This is a genomic window from Halorubellus litoreus (genome assembly GCF_037081675.1).
In the GTDB taxonomy this organism is placed as follows: Archaea; Halobacteriota; Halobacteria; order Halobacteriales; family Natrialbaceae; genus Halorubellus; species Halorubellus litoreus.
On the sequence record NZ_JAZAQL010000002.1, the window covers coordinates 761,545 to 784,127 of the forward strand.

At 70.0% G+C, this 22,583-nt stretch carries 20 protein-coding genes and 1 pseudogene; 13 read left to right on the top strand and 8 right to left on the bottom strand.

The features are described 5' to 3' along the window. Positions 1–256 precede the first annotated feature (256 nt). Positions 257–1,381, top strand: coding sequence for an oxidoreductase (locus tag VYJ16_RS11045; RefSeq protein WP_336350359.1), 1,125 nt, complete (start codon positions 257–259; stop codon positions 1,379–1,381). A gap of 171 nt (positions 1,382–1,552) precedes the next feature. Next, positions 1,553–2,461: a DUF7260 family protein gene (locus tag VYJ16_RS11050; protein WP_336350360.1), complete on the top strand. Its 909-nt coding sequence runs from the start codon at positions 1,553–1,555 to the stop codon at positions 2,459–2,461. A 31-nt stretch (positions 2,462–2,492) separates the two neighbouring features. Here VYJ16_RS11050 and VYJ16_RS11055 read toward each other — a convergent pair whose 3' ends face one another. The 3 genes from VYJ16_RS11055 to VYJ16_RS11065 all read right to left on the bottom strand — a co-directional run bounded on the left by VYJ16_RS11055 (position 2,493) and on the right by VYJ16_RS11065 (position 5,730). Continuing rightward, complete coding sequence (locus VYJ16_RS11055) at positions 2,493–3,056, bottom strand: thioredoxin family protein (protein WP_336350361.1); 564 nt, start codon at positions 3,054–3,056, stop codon at positions 2,493–2,495. Positions 3,057–3,080: 24 nt separating this feature from the next. Further along, positions 3,081–4,361 (bottom strand): hypothetical protein, encoded by a 1,281-nt coding sequence (locus VYJ16_RS11060; RefSeq protein ID WP_336350362.1) that lies wholly within the window; start codon positions 4,359–4,361, stop codon positions 3,081–3,083. Positions 4,362–4,467: 106 nt separating this feature from the next. After that, the gene (locus VYJ16_RS11065; protein WP_336350363.1) at positions 4,468–5,730 is read right to left on the bottom strand and encodes a hypothetical protein; all 1,263 of its coding nucleotides are present in this window, start codon (positions 5,728–5,730) and stop codon (positions 4,468–4,470) included. 114 nt (positions 5,731–5,844) lie between these two features. Here VYJ16_RS11065 and VYJ16_RS11070 point away from each other — a divergent pair, with 114 nt between their 5' ends. The 5 genes from VYJ16_RS11070 to VYJ16_RS11090 all read left to right on the top strand — a co-directional run bounded on the left by VYJ16_RS11070 (position 5,845) and on the right by VYJ16_RS11090 (position 11,524). Continuing rightward, positions 5,845–6,369 (top strand): hypothetical protein, encoded by a 525-nt coding sequence (locus VYJ16_RS11070; protein ID WP_336350364.1) that lies wholly within the window; start codon positions 5,845–5,847, stop codon positions 6,367–6,369. Positions 6,370–6,498: 129 nt separating this feature from the next. After that, positions 6,499–6,993 carry an Lrp/AsnC family transcriptional regulator gene (locus VYJ16_RS11075; protein ID WP_336350365.1) on the top strand — a complete coding sequence of 165 codons (495 nt, stop codon included), beginning with the start codon at positions 6,499–6,501 and terminating at the stop codon, positions 6,991–6,993. Between the two features lie 2 nt (positions 6,994–6,995). After that, positions 6,996–8,144 carry a pyridoxal phosphate-dependent aminotransferase gene (locus VYJ16_RS11080; RefSeq protein ID WP_336350366.1) on the top strand — a complete coding sequence of 383 codons (1,149 nt, stop codon included), beginning with the start codon at positions 6,996–6,998 and terminating at the stop codon, positions 8,142–8,144. 78 nt (positions 8,145–8,222) lie between these two features. Continuing rightward, positions 8,223–9,437, top strand: a complete 1,215-nt coding sequence (locus tag VYJ16_RS11085) for a GNAT family N-acetyltransferase (RefSeq protein ID WP_336350367.1) — start codon at positions 8,223–8,225, stop codon at positions 9,435–9,437. A 227-nt stretch (positions 9,438–9,664) separates the two neighbouring features. Next, positions 9,665–11,524 (top strand): PAS domain-containing protein, encoded by a 1,860-nt coding sequence (locus VYJ16_RS11090; RefSeq protein WP_336350368.1) that lies wholly within the window; start codon positions 9,665–9,667, stop codon positions 11,522–11,524. Positions 11,525–11,560: 36 nt separating this feature from the next. On the opposite strand, the gene VYJ16_RS11095 is transcribed toward VYJ16_RS11090, so the two are convergent. The 4 genes from VYJ16_RS11095 to VYJ16_RS11110 all read right to left on the bottom strand — a co-directional run bounded on the left by VYJ16_RS11095 (position 11,561) and on the right by VYJ16_RS11110 (position 15,756). After that, entirely contained in the window at positions 11,561–12,052 is a 492-nt protein-coding gene (locus tag VYJ16_RS11095; protein WP_336350369.1) for a hypothetical protein, read from the bottom strand. Between the two features lie 109 nt (positions 12,053–12,161). Continuing rightward, positions 12,162–12,734, bottom strand: coding sequence for a HalX domain-containing protein (locus VYJ16_RS11100; RefSeq protein WP_227131048.1), 573 nt, complete (start codon positions 12,732–12,734; stop codon positions 12,162–12,164). Positions 12,735–12,827: 93 nt separating this feature from the next. After that, complete coding sequence (gene purL, locus VYJ16_RS11105) at positions 12,828–15,008, bottom strand: phosphoribosylformylglycinamidine synthase subunit PurL (protein WP_336350370.1); 2,181 nt, start codon at positions 15,006–15,008, stop codon at positions 12,828–12,830. A gap of 85 nt (positions 15,009–15,093) precedes the next feature. Next, entirely contained in the window at positions 15,094–15,756 is a 663-nt protein-coding gene (locus tag VYJ16_RS11110; RefSeq protein WP_336350371.1) for a helix-turn-helix domain-containing protein, read from the bottom strand. A gap of 84 nt (positions 15,757–15,840) precedes the next feature. Between VYJ16_RS11110 and VYJ16_RS11115 the strand changes: the two genes are divergently transcribed. From VYJ16_RS11115 to VYJ16_RS11130, 4 genes and pseudogenes are all read left to right on the top strand, one after another. Then, positions 15,841–16,665 (top strand): SDR family oxidoreductase, encoded by an 825-nt coding sequence (locus VYJ16_RS11115; protein WP_336350372.1) that lies wholly within the window; start codon positions 15,841–15,843, stop codon positions 16,663–16,665. 84 nt (positions 16,666–16,749) lie between these two features. Continuing rightward, the gene (locus VYJ16_RS11120) at positions 16,750–17,436 is read left to right on the top strand and encodes a PHP domain-containing protein (RefSeq protein ID WP_336350373.1); all 687 of its coding nucleotides are present in this window, start codon (positions 16,750–16,752) and stop codon (positions 17,434–17,436) included. A 59-nt stretch (positions 17,437–17,495) separates the two neighbouring features. Next, a pseudogene (locus VYJ16_RS11125) lies at positions 17,496–18,332 on the top strand (asparagine synthase C-terminal domain-containing protein); the annotation flags it as partial. Between the two features lie 117 nt (positions 18,333–18,449). Beyond that, positions 18,450–19,301: a hypothetical protein gene (locus VYJ16_RS11130; protein WP_336350374.1), complete on the top strand. Its 852-nt coding sequence runs from the start codon at positions 18,450–18,452 to the stop codon at positions 19,299–19,301. A gap of 65 nt (positions 19,302–19,366) precedes the next feature. Here VYJ16_RS11130 and VYJ16_RS11135 read toward each other — a convergent pair whose 3' ends face one another. Beyond that, positions 19,367–20,338, bottom strand: a complete 972-nt coding sequence (locus VYJ16_RS11135; protein ID WP_336350375.1) for a transcription initiation factor IIB — start codon at positions 20,336–20,338, stop codon at positions 19,367–19,369. Between the two features lie 392 nt (positions 20,339–20,730). On the opposite strand from VYJ16_RS11135, the gene gatC reads away from it, so the two are divergent. Beyond that, the gene (gene gatC, locus VYJ16_RS11140; RefSeq protein WP_336350376.1) at positions 20,731–21,009 is read left to right on the top strand and encodes an Asp-tRNA(Asn)/Glu-tRNA(Gln) amidotransferase subunit GatC; all 279 of its coding nucleotides are present in this window, start codon (positions 20,731–20,733) and stop codon (positions 21,007–21,009) included. Next, entirely contained in the window at positions 21,006–22,274 is a 1,269-nt protein-coding gene (gatA, locus tag VYJ16_RS11145) for an Asp-tRNA(Asn)/Glu-tRNA(Gln) amidotransferase subunit GatA (RefSeq protein ID WP_336350377.1), read from the top strand. The genes gatC and gatA overlap by 4 nt, the downstream gene beginning before the upstream one ends. Positions 22,275–22,583 lie beyond the last annotated feature (309 nt).

The following is a 22,583-nucleotide window of genomic DNA, read 5'->3' on the forward strand; positions in this document are numbered from 1 at the left end:
ATGGTTCAAGTACTGGGACGCGGCGAGCGTCGTCGATGCACTGAGTCGCGGTGCGTCGGTCCAGACGGGAGCGTCACCCGCCGACGCACCGAGCCCATGGGTGACCTGTTCGCCAAGACGGCCAGCGACGGCTTCGCCGAGACCACCACGACGGCGCGCTCGCCGCGGCCATCACCGCGGCACGCTCGCTACGACCGCCGGCAACCCCGTCAGCGTAGCGCGACCGTTTTCCGCGCGCCCCGACTACCCCGCTTCGATGACCGACCTGTTCAGCGACCTCTCCATGCGCGACCGGACCGCGCGCAACCGCGTGATGGTCTCGCCGATGTGCCAGTACTCCTGTCCCGACCAGGACGGCCTTGCGACCGAATGGCACCGCCAGCACCTGGAATCGCGTGCCGTCGGCGGCGCCGGTATCGTCATGACCGAGGCGACCGCGGTCCGCCCCGACGGCCGCATCAGTACGGACGACCTCGGGCTGTGGAGCGACGCGCACGTCGACGCGCTCGAACCCATAACCGCGTTCTGCGAGGAGTCCGGCGCGCTCTCGGGCGTCCAGCTCGCGCATGCCGGGCACAAGGGAAGCAAGCGGCCGCCCTGGGAGGATTCGGTCCCGGTCGGCCCGACCGGCGACGGCTGGGTGGCGCCGTCGCCGAGCGCCGACGCGTATCCCTGGCGCGAGGGCGACGACGAACGCAGCGACGACGCCGACGTCAAGCACGTGGAGACGATGTCGACGACGGACGTCGAGGCGCTCGTCGACGACTTCGCGAACGCTGCCGCACGCGCCGACGACGCCGGGTTCGACGTCGTCGAGGTGCACGCTGCACACGGGTACCTCCTCCACCAGTTCCTGAGTCCCGTCACGAACCGTCGCGAGGACCGCTACGGTGGGAGCTTCGAGGCGCGAACGCGCGTCGTCCGCGAGGTCTGCACCGCAGTTCGCGACGCCGTCCCCGACGAGAAGCCGGTGTTCGTTCGTTTCTCGGCGACGGACTGGCTCCCGGACCGCGACTCGTGGACCGTCGACGACACCGCCGCACTCGCCGCCGACCTCGCGAGCCACGGCGTCGTCGATCTCGTCGACGTCTCCGCCGGTGGCCTGCATCCGAACCAGCAACTGCCGGAGATGGGCCCGAACTATCAGGTACAGTACGCCGAGCGCGTCCGCGAGGCCGTCGGCGGGGACGCGCTCGTCGGTGCGGTCGGCGGCATCACGACCCCCGAGCAGGCCGACGCGCTCGTTCGGAACGATCGCGCCGACCTCGCTATCGTCGGCCGACAGCACCTCCGCGACCCGTACTTCGCGCTGCACGCCGCCCAAACGCTCGACCGCGAGGACGCCGTCGAGTGGCCGCGGCAGTATCGGAAAGCGGTCTGACGGGACGGTCGACGAGCACGCCACCAGACACATCCGCTTTCTGTCACACTGGTCGTCGAATTGGGACCGATAGCGACGTCAGCGTGCGTCAGACGCAACCGCTCGAAATGGTTGGTTGACCGGGACGAGGGACAACTATTATTCGCTCGCCGTGTCAAGACACGACATACGATGTCACTCTCCTCGCCAGGACTCACGCGGGTGTCCCAACAACAGATAGGGGCGACTGGCGAAACGTGCCTCGCCGAGGGGCTCTGCGTTCCCGCCGACGTCCTCACGCACGCGCTCGCTGCGGTCGCAACAGTCCTGTTCGCCGCAGCCGTCCTCCTCGCGCTCTCCCGGCTCCACGACGCAGCCGACGCGCTCGACGCGGAACAAGACCGAACGCAGCGCGAGCGCGACGCGTTCGCCGCGTTCGTCGACGCTCTGGCCGGTATCGACAGCGAGAACCCGCGACTCACCGACGGTGGTCCGATGACGGTCACCGGCTCGCGTACCGGTCGCCTCCCGGACGTCGTCGACGCCTACCGTCGAACCGTCATGGACGTCCCGCACTACGACGACGAGTACGACGACTCGCTCGCCGAACACATGGCCGCCGAGTTCGGCGACGACGTCGCGCTCGCCGTCCAGAACGGCGCCATCCTCTCCCCACAACTGAAGCGGACGCTGCACGCGTCCGCGCTGCAAGCCAAACAGCGCCGAGAGCGGTTGCTCGCTGCACTCGACGCGGAACAGGAGTCGTTGTCGTCGTGCACGCGAACGCTCGCCGAGGTCGACGAGACACTCTCGGGCGTGAACCCGGACCCGGACCCGGACCGGCCGCGAGCGGACCTCATCGCGGACTGGCACGCGATCCAAGCGACTCGCGACACGACCGTCTCGCTCTTGGAGTCGCGGCAGGCCGACATCCACGAGCAACGTCACGTCGTCGGGCAAGCCGGTGGGCCGACGACGCTCTACGAGTACGTGTACGGCGACCTGCCGTCGAGTTACCCGGTGCTCTCGCTCGGGACGACCGCGGTCGAGGAGACGCGTTCGCTACGACGCCGGGTGTCGCGAGGACTCGTCGAGCACTGACCGGCGAGGGACCGCAGGAAAGAGCGAGCGTTCAGTTCTCAGTCCACTTTATCGAGCAGCCCTGGGACGGCTGCCACTCGAGGTCGACGTCGTCGCCTGCGAGGACGGCGTCGATGGCTTCGCGGATGTGGAACCGCGACGGTTCGTCGTCGGGGTTGAGTGCGTCGTCGAGTCGGCCGTGGTAGGCGAGCCGGAACGTCCCGTCGTCGTTCTCGAAGAGGAACGGGTCGGGCGTGCAGACGGCGCCGTACGCGGACGCGACCGATTGGGATTCGTCGCGGAGGTACGCGTCGTACTGGACGCGACCGTCTTCGACGTACTCGACCATCGCGTCGAAGGAGTCGTCGGGGTACTCTTCGGCGTCGTTCGGGTTGATGCCGACGACCGCGACGTCGTCGTACTCGGCGGCGAGTTCGTTCAGGAGGTCGAACTTCGCTTTCGCGTACGGGCAGTGGTTGCACGTGAACACGACGAGCAGCGCGTCGTTGTCCGCGAAGTCGTCGAGGCCGTGGGTGTCGCCGTCGGTGCCGCGGAGTTCGAAGTCCGGTGCGACGTCGCCTTCGCCGAGCGTCGAGTCTGACTCCTTCAGGACCATGCCCGCTCGTACGTGGGCGTCGGGTTAAGAACTGGCGTTCCCGGCGGTCACATCGACGTTCGGTCGGTCCTCGAGGCGGTCGGCGACGTCCTCGAGCGCGTCGAGGCGCTCCTCGAGGGGGACGCGGTCGGTCGGGCAGTCCGCGAGGACGTCGAGCGTCCCGAGGGCGTCTTCGTTGTCGTCTTCCCGACTGTCCCGTGCGCGGTCCGCGTCGTCGAGCCTGCGGAGTGCAGCGAGGAGGGTCCTTGCGTCGTCGGCGAGGAGCGCGCCGTGCTCGTCCGCGGCGACGACGTGCGTCGTCGCGGTCCAGTCCGCGACGCGCGTCGCGACTCGTGCGAGCCCGAACGCGACGGCCGGGACGCCGATGGCGTACGCCGCCGAGAGCAGGTACGGGTCGACGGGGAGCGACGACGCCAGCGCCCAGACGTGGAGTGCGACGAAGAGGAAGAGGACGACGAGGACCGCGGCGGTCTTGAGCGGGCCGACGACCCAGTACGGGAGCCGCACCTTGCCGCCCGCACGAGCGTCGTACGCGCGGGTCGTGACCGGCTCCAGCGTGTAGTCGACGCCGTGCGCGAGCGCGCTCGCCCAGAACTGCGGGACTGCGGCGCGCTCGACGACCCGTGCGACCTCGCGAGCGAGGAGCGCGTCGCGTTCGCGCGGCGAGAGGGCGTCGAGCGCACCGGTCGTGAACGCCACGACCGCACGGTGCCCGTCGTCGAACAGGTAGACGGCGGGCGAGTCCACGTCCAGCGTGACGAACTCCAGACGCTCCGGCACGGCCACGTCGAGGGTGCTTCCGACGTCCGGAACCGACCGTTCGCCCGGTCGGTCCCCCCCTGAAGCCGTCGTCTCGACCGCGAGCGCGTTCACGCGCCGCCACGCAAAGCGCCGAACGGCGAGCGGGAGTGCGACGAGGACCACGATGCAGAGTGCGACCGTCGGTATCACGGTCTCCGAGACCGAAACCGAGACCCCACCGACCGCGAGACGCCCGCCGAACGCGGCCTTCGGGGTCAGGAACGCCGGCGCGCTCGCGAGCACCGCGAGCGCGAACGGCACCAACAGGAGTCGGCCACGGTCGAACTCGACGTCCGCCGGGTCTTTCCCGGGGTCGATCGTGAGTTCGAGCCAGAACGCGAGACAGAGCACGAGCAGTATGGTGAACGTTCCGGTCACGACGAGGAGCGTGAGGGGGCCGCCCCACGATACCGTCAGGACGGGAACGTACAGGGACGCGAACACCTCGAAGACGACGCTGACCGCGACGGCGTACAGCGCGAGGACGCCGAGGGCGCGAGACACGGTTCGTGTCGGCGAGTCGTGACGACGGGCCCTCAAGCCACCGGTTCGCACCATGCGGGCCGACGACGCATCGCTCCGAGCGTGCTCGCGCGCGGAGCGCCCGGCTTCACTGCGTCCTGCTCGGCGCGGCTGCGCTCGCGGACCGACCACGTCGCTCGTCGAGGCGTTCTGCGACGTCGTCGAGCGCGTCGAGGCGCTCCTCGATGGGGACCCGGTCGGTGGGGAAGTGAACGAGGCCGTCGAACGCGTCGAGCGTGTCCTCGTGGCGGTCGCTCCCGACGGTCGCCGCGTCCTCGTCGCCGCGGTCGCTGGCGATGGTTGCTGCGTCCTCGCCGGTCGCGTCGGCGTCGTGGAGTTTCCGGAGTGCGGCGGTGAGCGCGTCCGGGTCGTCGGCGAGGACCGCGCCGTGTTCGTCGGCGGTGATGACGGCGTCGGTCGCGAGGTCGTGGGCGAGCCACCGTGCGGCCTTCGTGAGCCCGAACCCCGCGGCGACCGTGGCGACGGCGTACGCGAACACGAGCAGGAACGCGTTCACGTGGAGGATGGTTGCGAGTAACGCGATGGGGATGGCGAAGCAGAGGACGAGCGCGAGCACCGCGCCGACTATCTTCAGGGGGGCGACGAACCAGTACGGGAGGCGGACCTTCCCGCCGGCCCGTGCCTCGTACTCGGGCGTGGAGATGGGGTCCACGAGGCGAGCGGCCGCGAACGCGAGCGCGCTCGCCCAGAACGACGCCGCGGCCTCGCGGTCGACGACGCGCGTGAGTTCGCGGGCGACGACGGCCTCGCGCTCCCGGTCGTCGAGGATTTTGGTCGCGCCGGCGGTGAACCCGAGCAGTGCGCGTCGGCCGTCGTCGACGACGTACACCGCGGGGTCGGGGTCGTCGAGGACGACCGTCGAGAGCCGGTCGGGTGCGTGCGCAGTGAACTCGTCGGGGATGCGTGTTCCGTCCGCGTCGTCGGCGACCGCAGTGTCGTCGAGCTCTCGCCACGCGTACCAGTTGACGACGACGGGGACGGTGACCGCGACCAGTGCGCCGAGCACGACGACGGTCGCTGCGGCCTGTACGGTGCCGAGACCGACGGCGCTGCGGGCGTCGACGGACCGGACGAGCGGTTCGAGTTCGCTGGCACCCACGAACGCGCCGGCGGCGAGCAGGCAGACGCCGAGCGGGAGGAAGTACAGCTTCCGGTCCTCGTCCTCGTCGAACTCGAGCGTGACCAGCGCGAGGTACGCCGACGGGACGAGGATGGAGGCCGGATGGATGGTGAGCATCGGAGCCAGGAGGACGGACGCGAGGAGGGCGAGCACGGCGAGCACCGTCGCGGCGTAGAGCGCGGCGACGCCGAGGAGGCGAGCGCGGGGCATCGGTTCGGGCGTGCTCCACGACCCACCGTGTAACCATCGATATCGCCTCCCGGCGGGGTCGCGTCGACCGGCCGAGCGTCCACGCTTAAGTGGCCTGCCGACTGACGTGCGACCATGCCGACCATCGACGTATCCGACGAACAGCAGGCGTTCCTGCGCGCGCTCCGTGACGAACTCCAGAACGAGGTCCAGTACGGGTCCGTTCGCGAGCAGGATGCCCTCCAGTACCTCATCGATCACTTCGAGGGCGGCGGCGAGCTCGACGTGGACGCGGACGTGGACGTCGACACCGACGCGGTCGCCGACGGCGAGAGCGCGACGAGCGCGGACGGTGGCGCGGTCGCCGCCGACGCCGACGACGCGAGCACGACCGCGGACGCGAGCGAGGACGCTGGCGCCGACGAGACCGGCGAGGACGCGGAAAGCGGGTCGAGCAGCAGCGGGCCGACGCCCGACGCGGAGGGCGACGACGACGACCGCCTGAACGCGATGATGAACCTCCTGGACACGCACGACGACAAATGGCGCGAGGCCTCGAAGGAGGACGCGCGCTACGAGATCGACATGCCGGACGGCACCACCGAGTACGTGCAGACGAAGGACGACGTCCGCGCGCACATCTTCAAGAACTACGACTGACGCTGTCGGCGTCCGCGACGACGCCAATTCCGGCGTCGACGCCCGCACTCGGTCTCCGAGCCGAGGCGTCGTTCCGCGAGTGCCGCCGGGGAAGAAACCCTTATCCCAGTCCCGGATGGTCGTTCGTGTATGACTGCGAGTGCGCGAGATGCCTTGCTCGAGTCGCTCCTGGAGAACGCCCGGTACAGTACCGAGGACCTGGCACGGATGACGGGGCTCGACGCGAGCGAGGTCGAAGCAGCGATCGCGGACCTGGAAGCCGACGGTGTCGTCCGCGGGTACCGCCCGGTCGTCGACTGGGAGTCGACGGACCGCGAGCGCGTTCGCGCGGTCGTCGAGGTGAACGTGGAGCTGGACCGCGAGACGGGGTACGCGGACGTCGCGGAGCGCCTCGCGGGCTACGACGCCGTCGACACCCTCCGGCTGGTGTCGGGCGACTACGACTTCCACGTCGAGATCCTCGGCGAGTCGATGCGGGACGTCTCCGCGTTCATCGCGGACGAGGTCGCGCCGCTCCCGGCGGTCACGCAGACCGTCACGCACTACGCGATGACGACGTACAAGGAGAGCGGCGTCGACTTCGGGGACGGCGACGACGACGACCGACTGTCGGTGAGTCCCTGACCATGGGGATTACTCTCTCCGAGCGCGTGCAGGCGGTGCCGCCGTCGGGTATCCGGAAGTTCTTCGAGCTGGCGGAGGAGCGCGACGACGTCATCTCGCTGGGGGTCGGCGAACCGGACTTCGCGACGCCGTGGCGCGCGCGAACCGCCGCGGTCGATTCGCTGGAGCGCGGGCAGACGAGTTACACCGCGAACCGCGGGATGCGCGAGTTGCGGGAGGCGATAAGCGACCACGTGGACGCGAAGTACGACCTCGGGTACGACGCCGAGGACGAGATACTCGTCACCGCCGGTGCGAGTGAGGCGGTCGACCTGGCGTTCCGCGCGTTCGTGAACCCCGGGGATACGGTCGCGGTCGCGGAGCCGGCGTACGTGTCGTACGCGCCCGGCGTGACGTTCGCGGGCGGCGAGGTACTGCCCGTGGCGACGTACGAGCGCGACGAGTTCCGGTTGACGCGTTCGGCCCTCGAGGATTCGGGTGCCGGCGACGCGGAGGTGCTCGTGATGTGCTTCCCGAACAACCCGACTGGTGCGACGATGCGCGAGCAGCACCTGCGGCCGATCGCGGAGTTCGCGGTCGAGAACGACCTCACGGTCGTCAGCGACGAGATATACGCCGCGCTCCAGTACGAGCACGACCACACGAGCATCGCGACCCTCCCGGGGATGCGCGAACGGACCGTGGTCGTGAACGGCTTCTCGAAGGCGTACGCGATGACGGGCCTCCGCCTCGGGTACGTGATGGGGCCGAGCGAGGCCGTGATGGGCATGAACCGCATCCACCAGTACGGGATGCTGTCCGCGCCGACGACCGCCCAGCACGCCGCGCTCGAAGCGCTTTCGTCGTGCGACGACGCGGTCGAGGAGATGACGGCGGCGTACGACCGCCGCCGGAACTTCCTCCTCGCGCGCTTCGACGAACTCGGTATCGAGTGCTTCCGCGCGAAGGGCGCGTTCTACGCGTTCCCGGAGGTCCCGACCGACCAGACCGGCGACGCGTTCGCCGAGGACCTCCTGAAGGCCGAAGGCGTTGCGGTCGTCCCCGGGAGCGTCTTCGGCGACGGCGGCGAGGGCCACCTCCGCGTGTCGTACGCGACCGGGCTCGACGACCTCCGGGAGGCGACCGACCGCCTCGAGCGGTTCCTCGACTGACCGCGTCGCCGCCCCGGATACGTGAACCGGTCGCACGCCGCGGGAACCTTCTTGATGTCTCCGGGTGCTTCTCCGCGTATGCAGTACCGCGAGATAGAACCGCCCGACGAGCGCGTCACCGAGATAGTGCGGTACGCGTTCGACGCCCAGTCCGGGCCGTTCGACCCCGACGAGTTCGACCCGGAGGACGCACCGGAAGCGGTCGGCGGCCAGCGCGGCCTGTTCGATGGCGACGACCTCCGCGTGGTCTGCGCGCACTACTGGTTCGACGTCGACGTCCGCGGCTCCCCCACGTCCGCTCCGGGCCTCACGATGGTCGCGTCGCCGCCCGAACACCGCCGCGGCGGGAACGTCCGCCAGCTCCTCGAGCACTCGCTCGCCGAGTACCGCGAGCGCGGCGACCCGCTCAGCCTCCTCTGGCCGTTCTCGACGCCGTTCTACGGCCAGTACGGGTGGGCGACGACGAACCGGTACGCGGTCCACGACGTCGACGCGGGCTCGCTGTCGTTCGCGACCGAGACCGACGCCGCGGACGCCGTCCAGTTCGAGCGCGTCACCGCCGACGACTGGGCCGCCCTCGACGCGGTCGACGACGCGACGTGGACGCAGACGCTCGCCATCGACCGCGGCGAGGACTTCTGGCGGCACCGGGTCTTCGAGTCCTGGGGCACCGACCCGTACGCCGCGGTCGGCTACCGGGACGGCGACCCGGTCGCGTACCTCACGTACACCGTCGAGGACGGCGACGACGGCCGTCGCCTGAGCGTCTCGTACTTCGGCGCGGTCGACCACGACGCCCTCCTCGCGGTGTTGTCGTTCTGTCACGCGCACGACTCGCAGGTCGAGACCGTCCGCCTGAAGACGCCCGTCGACTGGCCGCTCGCGTACGTCGTCGACGACCCCGGCGCGGTCGAGAGCGACCTCCGGACCGGCCCGATGGGTCGCGTCGTCGACGCCGTCGACGCGCTCGAAGCCGTCCCCGTCGAACCGGGCGTCGACACGGACGTCGTCCTCGACGTCGCGGACCCGCTCGCCGCGTGGCACGAGGACCCCGTCCGGCTCTCGCTCGGGGACGGCACCGCGACCGCAGAGCGCGCACCTGGAGCGGTCCCGGACGTCGAACTCGGCGTCGGCGCACTCACCCAGGTCCTCCTCGGGACGCGCACCGCGACCGACCTCGCCCGCACCCGCGACCTCACCGGCCGCGACGACGCCGACCCGCCCGAGGGCGTCCTCGGCGCGCTCGACGCGGCGTACCCCGAAACGGACGCGTGCATGCTCCAGTTCTTCTGACCGGTCGCGCCCAGGTGGCATCGTCCGGGTATCGTCCGGCTTTCGTCCGAGTAATGTCCGGGTATCGTTCGGGTATCGTTCGAGATATCGTCGCGTCGGCCGCGGCCACGAGAGTCAAGTAGCCCCTCACCCGTAGACCCATTCGAGTAGATGGATCAGCCCCCGGCCTGCCCCGGGCGCCACCCCACCCCCACGCTGCCTTCGCGGCCGCGAGGTGGTCGCCCACGATGAGCGAGACGCCCGTCCCCGACCCCAGCGAGCCAGTTCTGGACCGCGTCGAAGACGTGTTCTTCGCGCTCGACACCGACTGGCGGTTCACGTACCTCAACGACCGCGCCGAATCCCTCCTGTGGCGCTCGCGCGAGGACCTCCTCGGCCGCGTCATGTGGGACGAGTTCCCCGAGACCGTCGAGACGCAGTTCCCCGAGAGCTTCCACGAGGCGATGGAGACCGGCGACCCGGTCGCGTTCGACGTCTACCACAAGCCCCTGAACACGTGGTTCGAGGCGCGCGCGTACCCCGGCGACCACGGGCTCTCCGTGTTCATGCAGGACGTCACCGACCGGCGGACGCGGAAGCGCAAGCTCGACGAGCACGCGCGCGTCGTCGAAGCCGTCAACGACGGCGTCATCGTCGTCGACACGGACAATCACGTCGCGTCCGTGAACGAGGCCATCGAGGACGCTTTATCGACAGACCGGGAGTCGCTCGTCGGCGAGCACGTCGACCGCCTCCACGAGCTCGCGGCGGTCGACGCGCGGTCGACGACGAAACTCGGGCAGGCCGTCGAGGCGATCCGCCGGGGCGACACGAGCTTCGAGCGCTTCGAGCTCTCGTTCCGCGGTGACGCCGGCGACGAACGCATCGGGGAGGTCCGGATGGTGCCGCTCGACGAGCACCGGGAGCGCGTGGCGGGCGTCGTCAGGGACGTCACCGACCAGCGCGAGTACGAGCGCGTCGTCGAACGACTGCACGACGTCACGCGCTGGCTGTTCCAGGCGGAGGACGCGCCAGAGATCTGCTCGGTGGCGACCCACGCCACCGGGAAGCTTCTGGGGCTTCCGATCTCGGGCGTGTGGCTCATCGACGACGAACGCGGCGTCCTCGACCCCATCGCGGCGACCGCTGGCGCGCACGAGGAGCTCGGTGGGCTCCCGCAGTTCCCGGAGGGCGACGGCCTCGTCTGGGAGGTATACCGGGACGGCGAACCGCGGCTGTTCGACGACGTCCACGACCACGACGGGCGATTCAACGAGGACACGCCGCTGCACGCGGAGATCGTCGCGCCGCTGGGCGCGCACGGCGTGGTGATGACCGGTGCGCTCGAGCCGGACGCGTTCGACGAGGCGGACCTCGAGCTCGTCTCCCTGCTCGCGGAGAACACGACCGCGGCGCTGGACCGCATGGACCGCGAGCAACTGCTCGACGAGCGTCGGGCGAGCCTCGAGGAGCAACGCGAACGCCTCGGCGCGGTCGCGGACATCCTCAGCGAGGACCTCCAGGCGCACCTGGAGACGGCGGCGGACGACCTCGCCTCAGTATCTGCGGCGAGCGAGGGGGCGCCCACGGAGACCCTGAACCGCGCGGAGGCGCTCGTCGACGACATCCTCGAGTTCGCGAAGGACTCCGCCACGCTCGGGTCGCGCGAGTCCGTCGGGTTCGAGAGCGCGCTCGCGGACGCCCTCGACGGGTCGCTCGCGGACGACATGACGGTGTACCTCGAGTTCGAGGGGTCGCTACGCGCGGACCGCGATCGACTCGTGCACATGCTGGAGACGTTCTTCAACGACATCCACAGTCGCGCGCAGGACGCCGGAGCGACGGTCCGCATCGGCCCGGAGCGCGCCGCCGACGGCCGTCCGGACGGGTTCTACATCCTCGACGACGCCGCGGAGATACCGGAGACCGAGTTCGATCGCGTCTTCGAACCACAGGGGTCGAGCGACGCCGGCGTCGGCCTCGGCCTCCCGGTCGCCCGCCAGATCGCGCAAGCCCACGGCTGGGACGTCGACGTGACGACCGGCGACCCAGGCGGCACGCGGTTCTCGATCACGAGCGCGCCGACGTTCACCGTCGACCGCGAGTGAGGCACGCTGGGCGACCTCGACCCTGGCTCCGTTCCGCTATCGCGCGACGACCGCGAACTCGATGCGGTCGTCGAACAGGTGGACGACGACGCCGCGACGCGGGCCGCCGCCGTCCCAGTCCTGCGTGCCGGTGAGGCCGTCCGCGGTCTCGACGGCGAGCACGCCGCTCGCTCCGACGACGTCCACGTCGCTGAACGCGACCCGCGCCGGCGGCTCTCCGTGCACGGGTGCTCGTAGCGACGCCGTCCGCCGGAACCTGGGTTCGAGCCAGTCCGGCCCGTAGATGGCGACGTACGCGGTCACGCCATCATCGCCGTCGTTCACGAGCGCGAGGTCCGGAAGGGTCGCCCACCACTCGCGCGGGTCCTCGCTTCCCCACTTCGACGCCGGCTGGTCGCGGACCGGCGCCGGAGCGTCGCTCGCGTCGTCCTCGTCGCCCGCGCCGTCGTCGCGCCGCTTGCGGCCGTTCGTACAGCCTGCAACCGCGAGGGCGGCCCCGACCGCGAACGCGCGACGACTCCGAGCCATAGCATGCTAGACGACACCAATACCCAAACGTCTTGCGTGGCCGTGCACTGCGCCCGTCGAGCGGATTCCCAGCGAGTCACGGAGACAGCGAAAACCGAGGGCCGAACGGTCAGGTCTTCCGCGAGATGTCGCGGACGACGCGCTGGTACGCGTCGTGGTTCGACAGCTCGCTGATGGTGTCGTCGACCTTCGCGCGCATCACCGCCAGCCGGTCCTCGAGCCGGCGGTACTCCTCGCTCGCGCGCAACTCCGCCTCGGTCTTCTGCGAATCGAGGAGGGCCTTCTTGGAGGCGAGCGCGAAGAACTCCTGGAGCTGGTCGTCGTACGTCGACCGCAGGAGGAGCTGGTCGACCGTCGACAGCAGGTCGTCCTTCGAGACCGGCTTGACGAGGTAGTCGTCGAACCCCATCTCGATGATGTCGAAGTCCGGCTCCACCGCCGTCACCATCGCGACCCGCGTGTCGAGGTCGCGGTCCCGGATCGTCGACAGCACCTCGTCGCCGGAGAGCCCCGGCATCCGCCGGTCCAGCAGGACGATGTCGACGGTCTCGTCGATGGCTTCGAGCGCCTGACTGCCGTTGTACGCCGTCTCCACGTCGCAGGCCTCGCGGAGCCACGCGGCGTACAGGTTCGCCAGGTCCGGCTCGTCCTCGACGATGAGGACCGTCGGTTCGTTGGTCATCCGTTACCTCCCGGTGAACGCATTGGGCACTACTTCAGACTTGACCGTTAAGTAGATGACGGGGACGCGAACCCGGTTTTGAAGCGACCGCAGTCAGTCGAGCTCGTTCTCGATGGTCGCGCGAAGCGCCGCGATGTCGTCGACGTCGTAGGAGAGGTCCGTCCAGGAGACCGAGAGGTCCAGTTGCGGGTCGCGCTGGCCTTCACCGACGCGGACGACGGGTGCGACGCCACTGAACGCCTCGCGGACGCGCTCCGGGTCCGTGGTCTGCACGAGGGCGCGACCGCTGGCCTCGTTGAACAGCCAGCCGACCTGCTCGCCGACCTCCGAGAGCCCGCCCTGTTCGGGGACCTGCGCGCTGATACCGGCGTCCTCGCCGACCATCTCGGCGAGCGCGACCGCGAGCCCGCCGTCGCTCACGTCGTGGGTCGCCTCGACGTGGTCCTCGCGCGCGACCGCTGCGAGGAGCTGGACGAACGCGCTCGCGTCCTCGGGGACGCTCGGGAAGCGGTCGCTCCCGCCCTGCTGGCGGAGGTACTCGCTCCCGCCGAGGCGCGCTTCCGTGTCGGGGTCGGCGAGCACGCGGTCGCCGACGAGCAGGAGTTCGCCCTCCGCGCTCGCCGCCATCGACGGCGCGTCGTAGTCCGGCGTGGAGCCGACCATCGCGAGCGTCGGCGTCGGCGGAATCGGGCCGGACGGCGAGTCGTTGTACAGCGAGACGTTCCCGCCGACGACGGGGACGTCCAGATCGCTGCACATGTCCGCGAGCCCGTCGACGATACCCTTGAAGCCGCCGTAGACGTCGGGTTTCTCGGGGTTCCCGCCGTTCAGGCAGTCGACCGCGGCGAGCGGCGTCGCGCCCTTCGCCGCGAGGTTCGTCGCGTTCTCGAGCGCCACCGCCCGGGCGCCCTCGTACGGCGCGGCACTCGTCCAGTTCGGCGCTGCGCCCGACGAGATGGCGACGCCGACACCGGCTTCGCGGACCGCGACGACGCCCGCGTCGTCACCCGGGCGGACGCTCGTCCGCACGCCGACCTCGTGGTCGTACTGCCGGTACACCCAGCGTTTGCTCGCCGTGTTCGGGGACGAGACGACCGCCTCGAACGCTTCGGGGAGGTCGACCGTCGGCAGGTCGCGCTCGGGTTCCGTGGGTTCCTCCCAGTCGAGGTCGTTCATCGGCGCGCCCTCGCCGAGGAAGTGGGCATCGACGTCCACGACCGTCTCGCCCTCGAACGTCGCGACGTAGTTTCCATCCGTGACCTCGCCGATGACCGAACAGCCGACGTCGAACCGCTCGCAGACCTCGCGGACGCGCTCGACGTTCTCCGGCGCTACCTCGTAGCACATGCGCTCCTGGCTCTCAGCGAGCAGGATCTCGAGGGCGTTCATGTTCGGTTCGCGCTGGTGGACGTCCTCCAGGCGGAGGTCCGCGCCGAGGCCGCCCTTCGCGACGAGTTCGCTCGACGCACCGCCGAGCCCGGCGGCGCCGAGGTCGCGAGCGGACTCGACGAGGTTCTCCTCGACGAGCACCTCGTTCGTCTCGATGAGGAGCTTCTCCGCGTAGGGGTCGCCGACCTGCACCGCTGGCCGGTCCTCAGTTTCGGCGTCCTCGCTCAGGTCCTCGCTCGCGAACGACGCCCCACCGAGGCCATCTCGGCCCGTGGCGTTCCCGACGAGCACGAGCTTGTTCCCCGGCTCCTGCGCCACCGCCGTAATCATGCGGTCCTCGTCGGTGAGCCCGACGCACGCGACGTTCACGAGCGGATTCCCCTCGTAGTCCGCGTGGAAGTCGACGCTCCCCGCGACCGTCGGGACGCCGATGCAGTTCCCGTAGTGACTGATGCCCTCGACGACGCCCTCGAAGAGGTACTTCGAGTGCTCGCGGTCGAACGCGCCGAAGTACAGCGAGTCCGCGAGCGCGATGGGGTACGCGCCCATCGACATCGTGTCGCGGACGATACCGCCGACGCCGGTCGCGGCGCCGTCGAACGGGTCGACGTAACTCGGGTGGTTGTGGCTCTCGATACCGAGCGTGACGTACGTATCCGAGTATCCCTCCGTGTCGGGGTTCGGGAGTGCGACGACGGCGGCGTCGTCGCCGGGCCCGACGACGACCTGTTCGCCCTCGCTGTCGAACGCCGACAGCAGGGGTCGCGAGGAACGGTACGCGCAGTGCTCGCTCCAGAGGTTCTCGAACAGCGCCGCCTCCGCTGGCGTCGCCTCCCGGCCGAGCTCCTCCTCGACGAGTTCGCGGTCCGAATCGGCGAGACTCATTCACTTCGCTGTACATCGACCCCCAGTAAAGGCGTTTCCATGTCCACGAACGTGCGTATTCGACCGGTGTCAGCCGGGACGGCGGTCAGCCGTCGCGACGGAGCGACCGGACGAGCGCCGCCTCGGCCTTCCGGAGGTGCTCGGCGGCCGTGCTCGGCGCGCAATCCAGCGCAGCCGCGACGTCCTCGACGCTCGCTTCGCGAGGGACCGCGTAGTAGCCGAGAGCGCTCGCGGCCTCGACCGCGTCGCGCTGCCGGGGCGAGAGCCGCGACGCGGCGAGCGGTCGCATGGACCCGAGACTTCCCACGGCCTCGACCGTGACGTTCATCGGCGCGGGCGTCTCCTCGAACAGCACCTGTATCTCGTCGCTCGGGCCGAACGCGGAGAGCTCGATGGTGCCGTCGCCGCGGTACTCGATGGGCGGGACGACCACGACCCCGCCGTTCTCGAGCGGGTCGAGCATCGCGCGAAGCCCCGCGGTCGCCTCGTCCCGGACGTACGCGTAGAACGCGTCGTCGCCGACGGGTTCGACCTCGTAGTCCACCACGACGTCGACCGCCTCGGTCGCCGCCCGGAACGCGTCGACGTCCCCCTCGACGTAGTGGAGGATGCCGAACCCCCGGTCCGAGAGGTTCCACTGCATCGCGGTCGCGTACTCGACGAACGGCGCGTTCGCCATCACGTCGTACATCGGGTGGATCTCGTCCTCGCGGCCGTTCGCGGTCAGCGTCACCCGGACGTGCTTCATCGTTCGAACCTCCTCGACGCACGACTTAAACCCACCAGACGACTCCGGCACACGACCTTCGGGACTGCACGCCGTAGGCGACGTATGGGCAGAATCCTCGTAACGGGTGCCACCGGGACGCTCGGGAACGCGCTCCTCCCGCGACTACGGGACGCAGGCCACGCCGTTCGCGCGGCGAGCCGCACGCCCGACGCCGCCGCTCGAACCGATTCGACGGACGCGGAGTGGATGGAACTCGACCTCGTCGACGGGACCGGCGTCGAGCGCGCCGTCGCCGACGTGGACGTCGTCGTCCACGCCGCATCAGCGCCGACGGGTGACGCCGAGGCCGTCGACGTGGACGGCACGCGCCGACTCCTCGACGCCGCCGAAACCGCCGGCGTCGACCACGTCGTCTACCCGTCGATCGTCGGTATCGAGGACGTCCCGCTCTCGTACTACGAGCACAAGCTCGCCGCGGAGCGGGTCGTCGAATCCGGATCCGTTCCGTCGACGATCGTTCGCGCCACCCAGTTCCACCAGTTCCTCGACCGCCTCCTCGGCCCGCTCCGCTGGCTGCCCGTCTGGCCGCTCCCGACCGACTTCCGGATGCAACCGGTCGACGCCCGCGTGGTCGCCGACGAACTCGTCGCGCACGCCGACGCCGCACCGCGGGGACGCACCGATGCGGTCTGCGGCCCCGACGTCCTCGACCTCCGCGAGATTGCGACGGCGTACCGCGACGCCCACGGGTACCGACGCCCGATCCTCCGGCTGCCAGTCCCCGGTGCGACCGCGACGGCGTTCCGGGACGGGCACGCGACGCTGCCCGCGGCCGCGTCCGACACGACCACGTGGCGAGAGTACCTCGCAGAGACGACCGACGCGACCCCGGACCGCGCACGCCGGACAGCGTCCGCCTCGACGTGACCGAGGAGTTCGCCACCGGCAGCTCGGTCGCCTTCGCAGCCGGTAACCGAGTTGTTTTTTACCGCCCCCAAGTAACGGACAGGCGTGCTCTCGGTCGAGCTCCACTGTCATTCGGCGCTGAGTTACGACGGGCGAGACCCCGTCGAACTCCTCTTAGAGCAAGCCGCCGCGGTGGGGCTCGACGCCATCGCCGTCACGGACCACGACGAGATCGACGCGAGCCTCGAAGCCGCCAGCAAAGCGGGTTCGTACGGTCTCGTCGGGATTCCGGGGATGGAGGTGACCTCTGCGGCGGGTCACATCCTCGCGCTCGGCGTCGAGGAGAAGGTACCGAAGGGGATGGGGTTCGAGGAGACGCTGACGTACATCCGCGAACTCGGCGGTATCGCGGTCGTCCCGCATCCGTTCCAGGAGTCGCGCTCGGGCGTGATGGCGAACATCGACCGCGAGACGCTCGCGACCGCGGACGCCATCGAGGTGTACAACTCGCGGCTGCTCACGGGTCGCGCGAACCGGCAGGCCGAGCGGTTCGCGGTGGACTACAATCTGCCGCGGACCGCGGGGAGCGACGCGCACATCTCGGAGATGGTCGGGCAGGCGGTGACGAAGGTCGAGACGAACGGCGAGGAGACCGTGGACGCCATCCTCGACGCCATCCGCCGCGGCGATACGACCGTCGAGGGGAAGCGGACGCCGTGGCACATCAGCTTCCGGCAGGCCGCCGGCGGCGCGAAACGCCGCGTGAAGAACCGGTTCGCGGAGTTCCTGTGACGACCAGCGACGGAGACGCGCTGCCGGCGGTGGTGGCCGTCGAGCGCGCGCTCGCTCGTCCCCATCCCGAGACCGCGTCGGGCCGCGAGGCCGCGGTGCGCGGGGTGCGCGAGGCGGTCCGCGCCGCCGGCGAGGAGGTGGACGCGCCCGCTGGCGACGTCGCGGTCGGGTTCTCGGGTGGCGTGGACAGCGCGCTCGTCGCCGCGCTCGTCGACGCGCCGTGTTACGTCGTCGGGTTCCCGGGGAGTCACGACGTCGCCGCGGCGCGGTCGGCGGCGCGCGCGATGGACGTCGACCTGACCGTACTCGAACTCGACCACGACGCGCTCGCCGCGGCCGTCCCGCGGGTCGCCCGCGCTATCGGCCGGACGGACGCGATGAGCGTCCAGATCGCGCTTCCACTCTTCCTCGTCGCGGAGCGCGTCGCCGCGGACGGCTACGGCCACCTCGCGGTCGGCCAGGGCGCGGACGAACTCTTCGGTGGGTACGCGAAGGTCGCGAAGGCACCCTCGGACCCGCGCGTCGACGCGGACACCGTCCTCGGCGCGCGCGACGAGATGACGCGGACGCTCCCCGAGCAACTCGACCGGGACGTCCGCGCGCTCGCCGCCGCGGGCGTCGACCCGGTCGCGCCCCTGCTCGACGAGCGCGTCGTCGACGCCGCTCGCGCACTCCCCGCGAACTGCCTCGTGAGCGACCGCGGAGAACGCAAGTTCGCGCTCCGACTCGCCGCCCGCGAGTGGGTCCCGGACTCGGTCGCGTTCCGCGAGAAGAAAGCGGTGCAGTACGGGAGTCTCGTCGGCCGCGAACTCGACCGGCTCGCGCGGCAGGCCGGGTTCAAACGCCGCGAGGACGACCACGTCACGCAGTACGTCCGGTCGCGGGTCGACGAGTGAGCATCGACCGGTTCACGGGGCCGGGTCGCTCGCGGCGGTCTGAATCGACCGCTAGCGCTCGCGGCGGTCCGGGCCGCTGACGAAACGCAAATGTGCCTCCCGCCCGGGGTTCCTGTCGTGAACCGACTTGCCGCCGCCGCCGGCGTCCTCCTCGTCGGCGTCCTCCTGCTCGGTGCCGGCCTCGCACCGTCGTTCGGTTGCGACCGCACGTACGCGCTCGAGACGACGCCCGCGCCGGACGGCGACGCGCCGGTCGCGAACGCGAGCGCGCTTCCCGAGGACGTCCGCGAGACGTTCGTCGACGCGGTCGAGCGCGACGCGCAGGTGAACGTCACGCAGGCCGCGTACCTGACGCACCTCGAGGACCGCCGCGTGCGGTACGACGGGACGACGTACGCGACGAGCATCCGCGCGGTCGAGACGTGCGGTGGCGGGGTCGAGGACGCGCTGGTCGTCGCCGGCAGCACGCTCTCCGCGCTCGGCGCCGTCGCGCTCGTGCTGTTCGCGCTCTACCGCGACGAGCTCGGGCCGCCGCTGGGCGTCCTGCACGCGAGCGCCGCGATAGCGCTCGTCCTCGGCGTCGCGCTGTTCTCGGGCGGTATCGCCGCACCCGCTGGGTGCACGGACAACTTCGCGCTCGACACCACGGAGATACCGGGCGGCGAGAACGCGACCACGGAGCGCGTCGTCGACGCGAGCGCGCTCCCGCTCGACCTCGCGAACGCCACCGAGCGCTCCGTCACGTCGAACCAGACCGCGTTCGTCGACCGTACCGCGTTCCGCGAGCACCTCGAGAACCGGAGCGTCCGCTTCGGCGGCAGCGTCTACGACGCCGACGTCGTGCTCGTGCAGGACTGCGGCGGCGGCCTCGACGACGCCCTGCTCGTCGTCGGCCTGGCGTTCGCGACGCTCGGCGCGGTCGCGCTCGCGCTGCTCGTCACGTTCGACCACGGCGAAAAAGTCCTCTGAATCGACGACGCCCGCCACGACCACCCGACCGGTTTCTCGCTCTCAGTCCGGGCTCTCGCGTACAGTCAGACCGGCTGCGCCGCTTCGAGGAGTTCGTGGTAGCGGTTCCGGATGGTGACCTCGCTGATGTTCGCGACGGAACTGACCTCCTTCTGCGTGACCTTCTCGTTCGCGAGCAGGCTCGCGGCGTACACGGACGCCGCGGCGAGGCCGACCGGGGACTTCCCGGAGTGGATGCCCTTCTCCTTCGCGGCGTCTAAGAGTTCGCGAGCGCGGCGTTCGCCCTCGTCGCTCATCTCCAGTTCGCTCGCGAACCGCGGCACGTACTGGACGGGGTCGGCGGGCTCTATCTCGAGGTTGAGCTCGCGGACGACGTACCGGTACGTGCGAGCGATCTCGTCCTTCTCGACGCGCGAGACGTTCGTCACCTCGTCGAGGCTCCGCGGCGTGTTCGCCTGCCGGGCGGCGGCGTAGAGCGACGCCGTCCCGACGCCCTCGATGCTGCGCCCGGGCAGGAGGTCCTCGGCGAGCGCGCGCCGATAGATGACGCTCGCGGTCTCGCGGACGTTCTTCGGGAGTCCCAGGGCGGAGGCCATGCGGTCGATCTCGCCGAGGGCCTGCTTGAGGTTGCGTTCCTTGCTGTCGCGGGTGCGGAAGCGCTCGTTCCAGGTGCGCAACCGCTGCATCTTCTGGCGCTGGTTCGACGAGAGGCTGTTCCCGTAGGCGTCCTTGTTCTGCCAGCCGATGTTCGTCGACAGCCCCTGGTCGTGCATCATGTTCGTGGTGGGGGCGCCGACGCGGGACTTCTGGTCCTTCTCCTTGGAGTTGAACGCGCGCCACTCGGGGCCGCGGTCGACCTCGTCCTCGTCGACGACGAGCCCGCAGTCCTCGCAGACGGTCTCGCCCTGGGACTCGTCGCTGACGACCCGACCGTCGCACTCCGGGCACGACAGCGTCTCCGCGCCGGAGTCGGTCTTGGTGTCTGTCTTCGTTCTCGCTGTGTCCGTCTCTCGTCGCCGGATGCTGGTGTCTGTCATCGTGGTGGGGGGAGGGTGAGCCGCGTGGAAAAAGCCGGGCTCTCCCTATCGCGTTGCATCCACGGCGACTTAAACGCATTGGCCAGATGCGTTGGTTTCTTCATGATTCTTCGACTGAAACTCGATTCGGCCGACGAATCTTCGACCGAGTCGCCGTTTCGGGTGACGGGACGACGACGACCTCCGGGCGCCGACCGGCTCCCGGAGTCCGCCCAACACACGTCCAGCGATATCGCGCCGTCGCACCTCCAACACCGCGCCATCGCACGTCCAACACCGCGGCATCGCACGTCCAACACCGCGGCATCGCACCACCAACCCCACCCCGTCGCACGACCTTCGGCGGGCACGGTATCGAAACCCTTACTCATGCCAGTGGAGTGCTTTCGACCATGAGCGACGACGCCGCCACCGCCGAGGACGTCCGGCACGTCGCGGACCTGGCTCGCGTCGACCTCGACGACGACGAGGTCGACGACTTCGCCGAGCAGTTCGCGGACATCCTCGAGTACTTCGACGCGCTCGACGACGTTCCGACCGTCGACACCGACGCCGACCTCGTGAACGTCATGCGTCCGGACGAGGAACACGACTGTCTCACTCGCGAGGACGCCCTCTCGAACGCAGAAGGCACCGAGGACGGCTACTTCAAGGGGCCGAACGTCTCATGAGCGAGAACATCTTCATCACGCGCGAGACCGTCGACGGCGCCGACGACGGGCCGCTCGCGGACACCACGGTCGCGGTGAAGGACAACATCTCCACCGAGGGCGTGCGGACGACCTGCGGGTCGGAGATGCTCGCGGACTACGTTCCGCCGTACGACGCCACCGTCGTCTCCCGACTGAAGGACGCGGGCGCGACCATCGTCGGGAAGACGAACATGGACGAGTTCGGGATGGGAACGACCACCGAGACGAGCGCGTTCGGCGCGACCGAGAACCCGGTCGCGCCCGGGCACGTCCCCGGCGGCTCCTCGGGTGGGTCCGCGGCCGCCGTCGCGGCGGGCGAGGCCGACGTCGCACTCGGCTCCGACACCGGCGGGTCCATCCGCTGTCCGGCCGCGTTCTGCGGCGTCGCCGGCATCAAGCCGACGTACGGCGTCGTCTCCCGGTACGGGCTGGTCGCGTACGCGAACTCGCTCGAACAGATCGGGCCGCTCGCGCCGACCGTCGAGGAAGCAGCGGCGCTCCTCGACGTCATCGCCGGCCCCGATCCGAAGGACGCGACGACGCGCGACCCCGAGCGCGACGCGCCGTACGCCGACGCGGCCGACGGCGACGTGGACGGGATGACCGTCGGCGTCCCGACGGAACTCGTCGACGGTGCGGACGACGGCGTCCTGGAGACGTTCGAGGACGCGCTCGACGACCTCCGCGCGCAGGGCGTGGACGTCGTCGACGTCAGTCTGGAGTCCGTCGAGTACGCGGTGCAGGCGTACTACGTCATCGCGATGTCGGAGGCCTCGTCTAACCTGGCGCGGTTCGACGGCGTGCGCTACGGCAAGTCCGGCGGCTACGACGGGAACTGGAACGAGGTGTTCGGCGAAGCCCGCGAGGAAGGGTTCGGTGCCGAAGTGAAGCGTCGCGTCCTCCTCGGGACGTACGCGCTCTCGGCGGGCTACCACGACAAGTACTACAAGCAAGCGCAGAACGCTCGGGCGTGGGTGAAGCAGGACTTCGACGAGGCGTTCGCCGAGGTGGACGTGCTCGCGAGTCCGACGATGCCGGTGCCGCCGATGGAGCTCGGTGAGAGCCTCTCGGACCCGCTCACGATGTACCTCGCGGACGCGAACACCGTCCCGGTGAACCTCGCGGACCTCCCGGCGGTGTCGGTGCCGGCGGGCGAGACCGACGGGCTCCCGGTGGGGATGCAGTTCGTCGCGCCGGCGTTCGACGAGGCGACGGCGATTCGTGCGGCGAGCGCGCTCGAGTGACCGGTCGGGCAGTGTTCGAGCAGGCGAGGCACCGGTTCGGGGGGAGCGACCGGACCGACCCTGGTTACCAAAGGCATATCGGGTTACTGACTCTTCGGTGCTCTGGTCGTGAGGCGACGCCGGCCACGAACGTTTTGTAGAACGTTCGACTGCTACAACGGTAGCGGCAAATTAGCCAGAACGCTCCTTCGAGGGACCTAGACTACGGATATCGGGCGACTCAGTTCTCGAAACGAAGCGGAGAACTATACGTGTGTCTCGTCTATGTGCAGGTACACACGACCCCTCCACAGCAAAGGTGACATACAA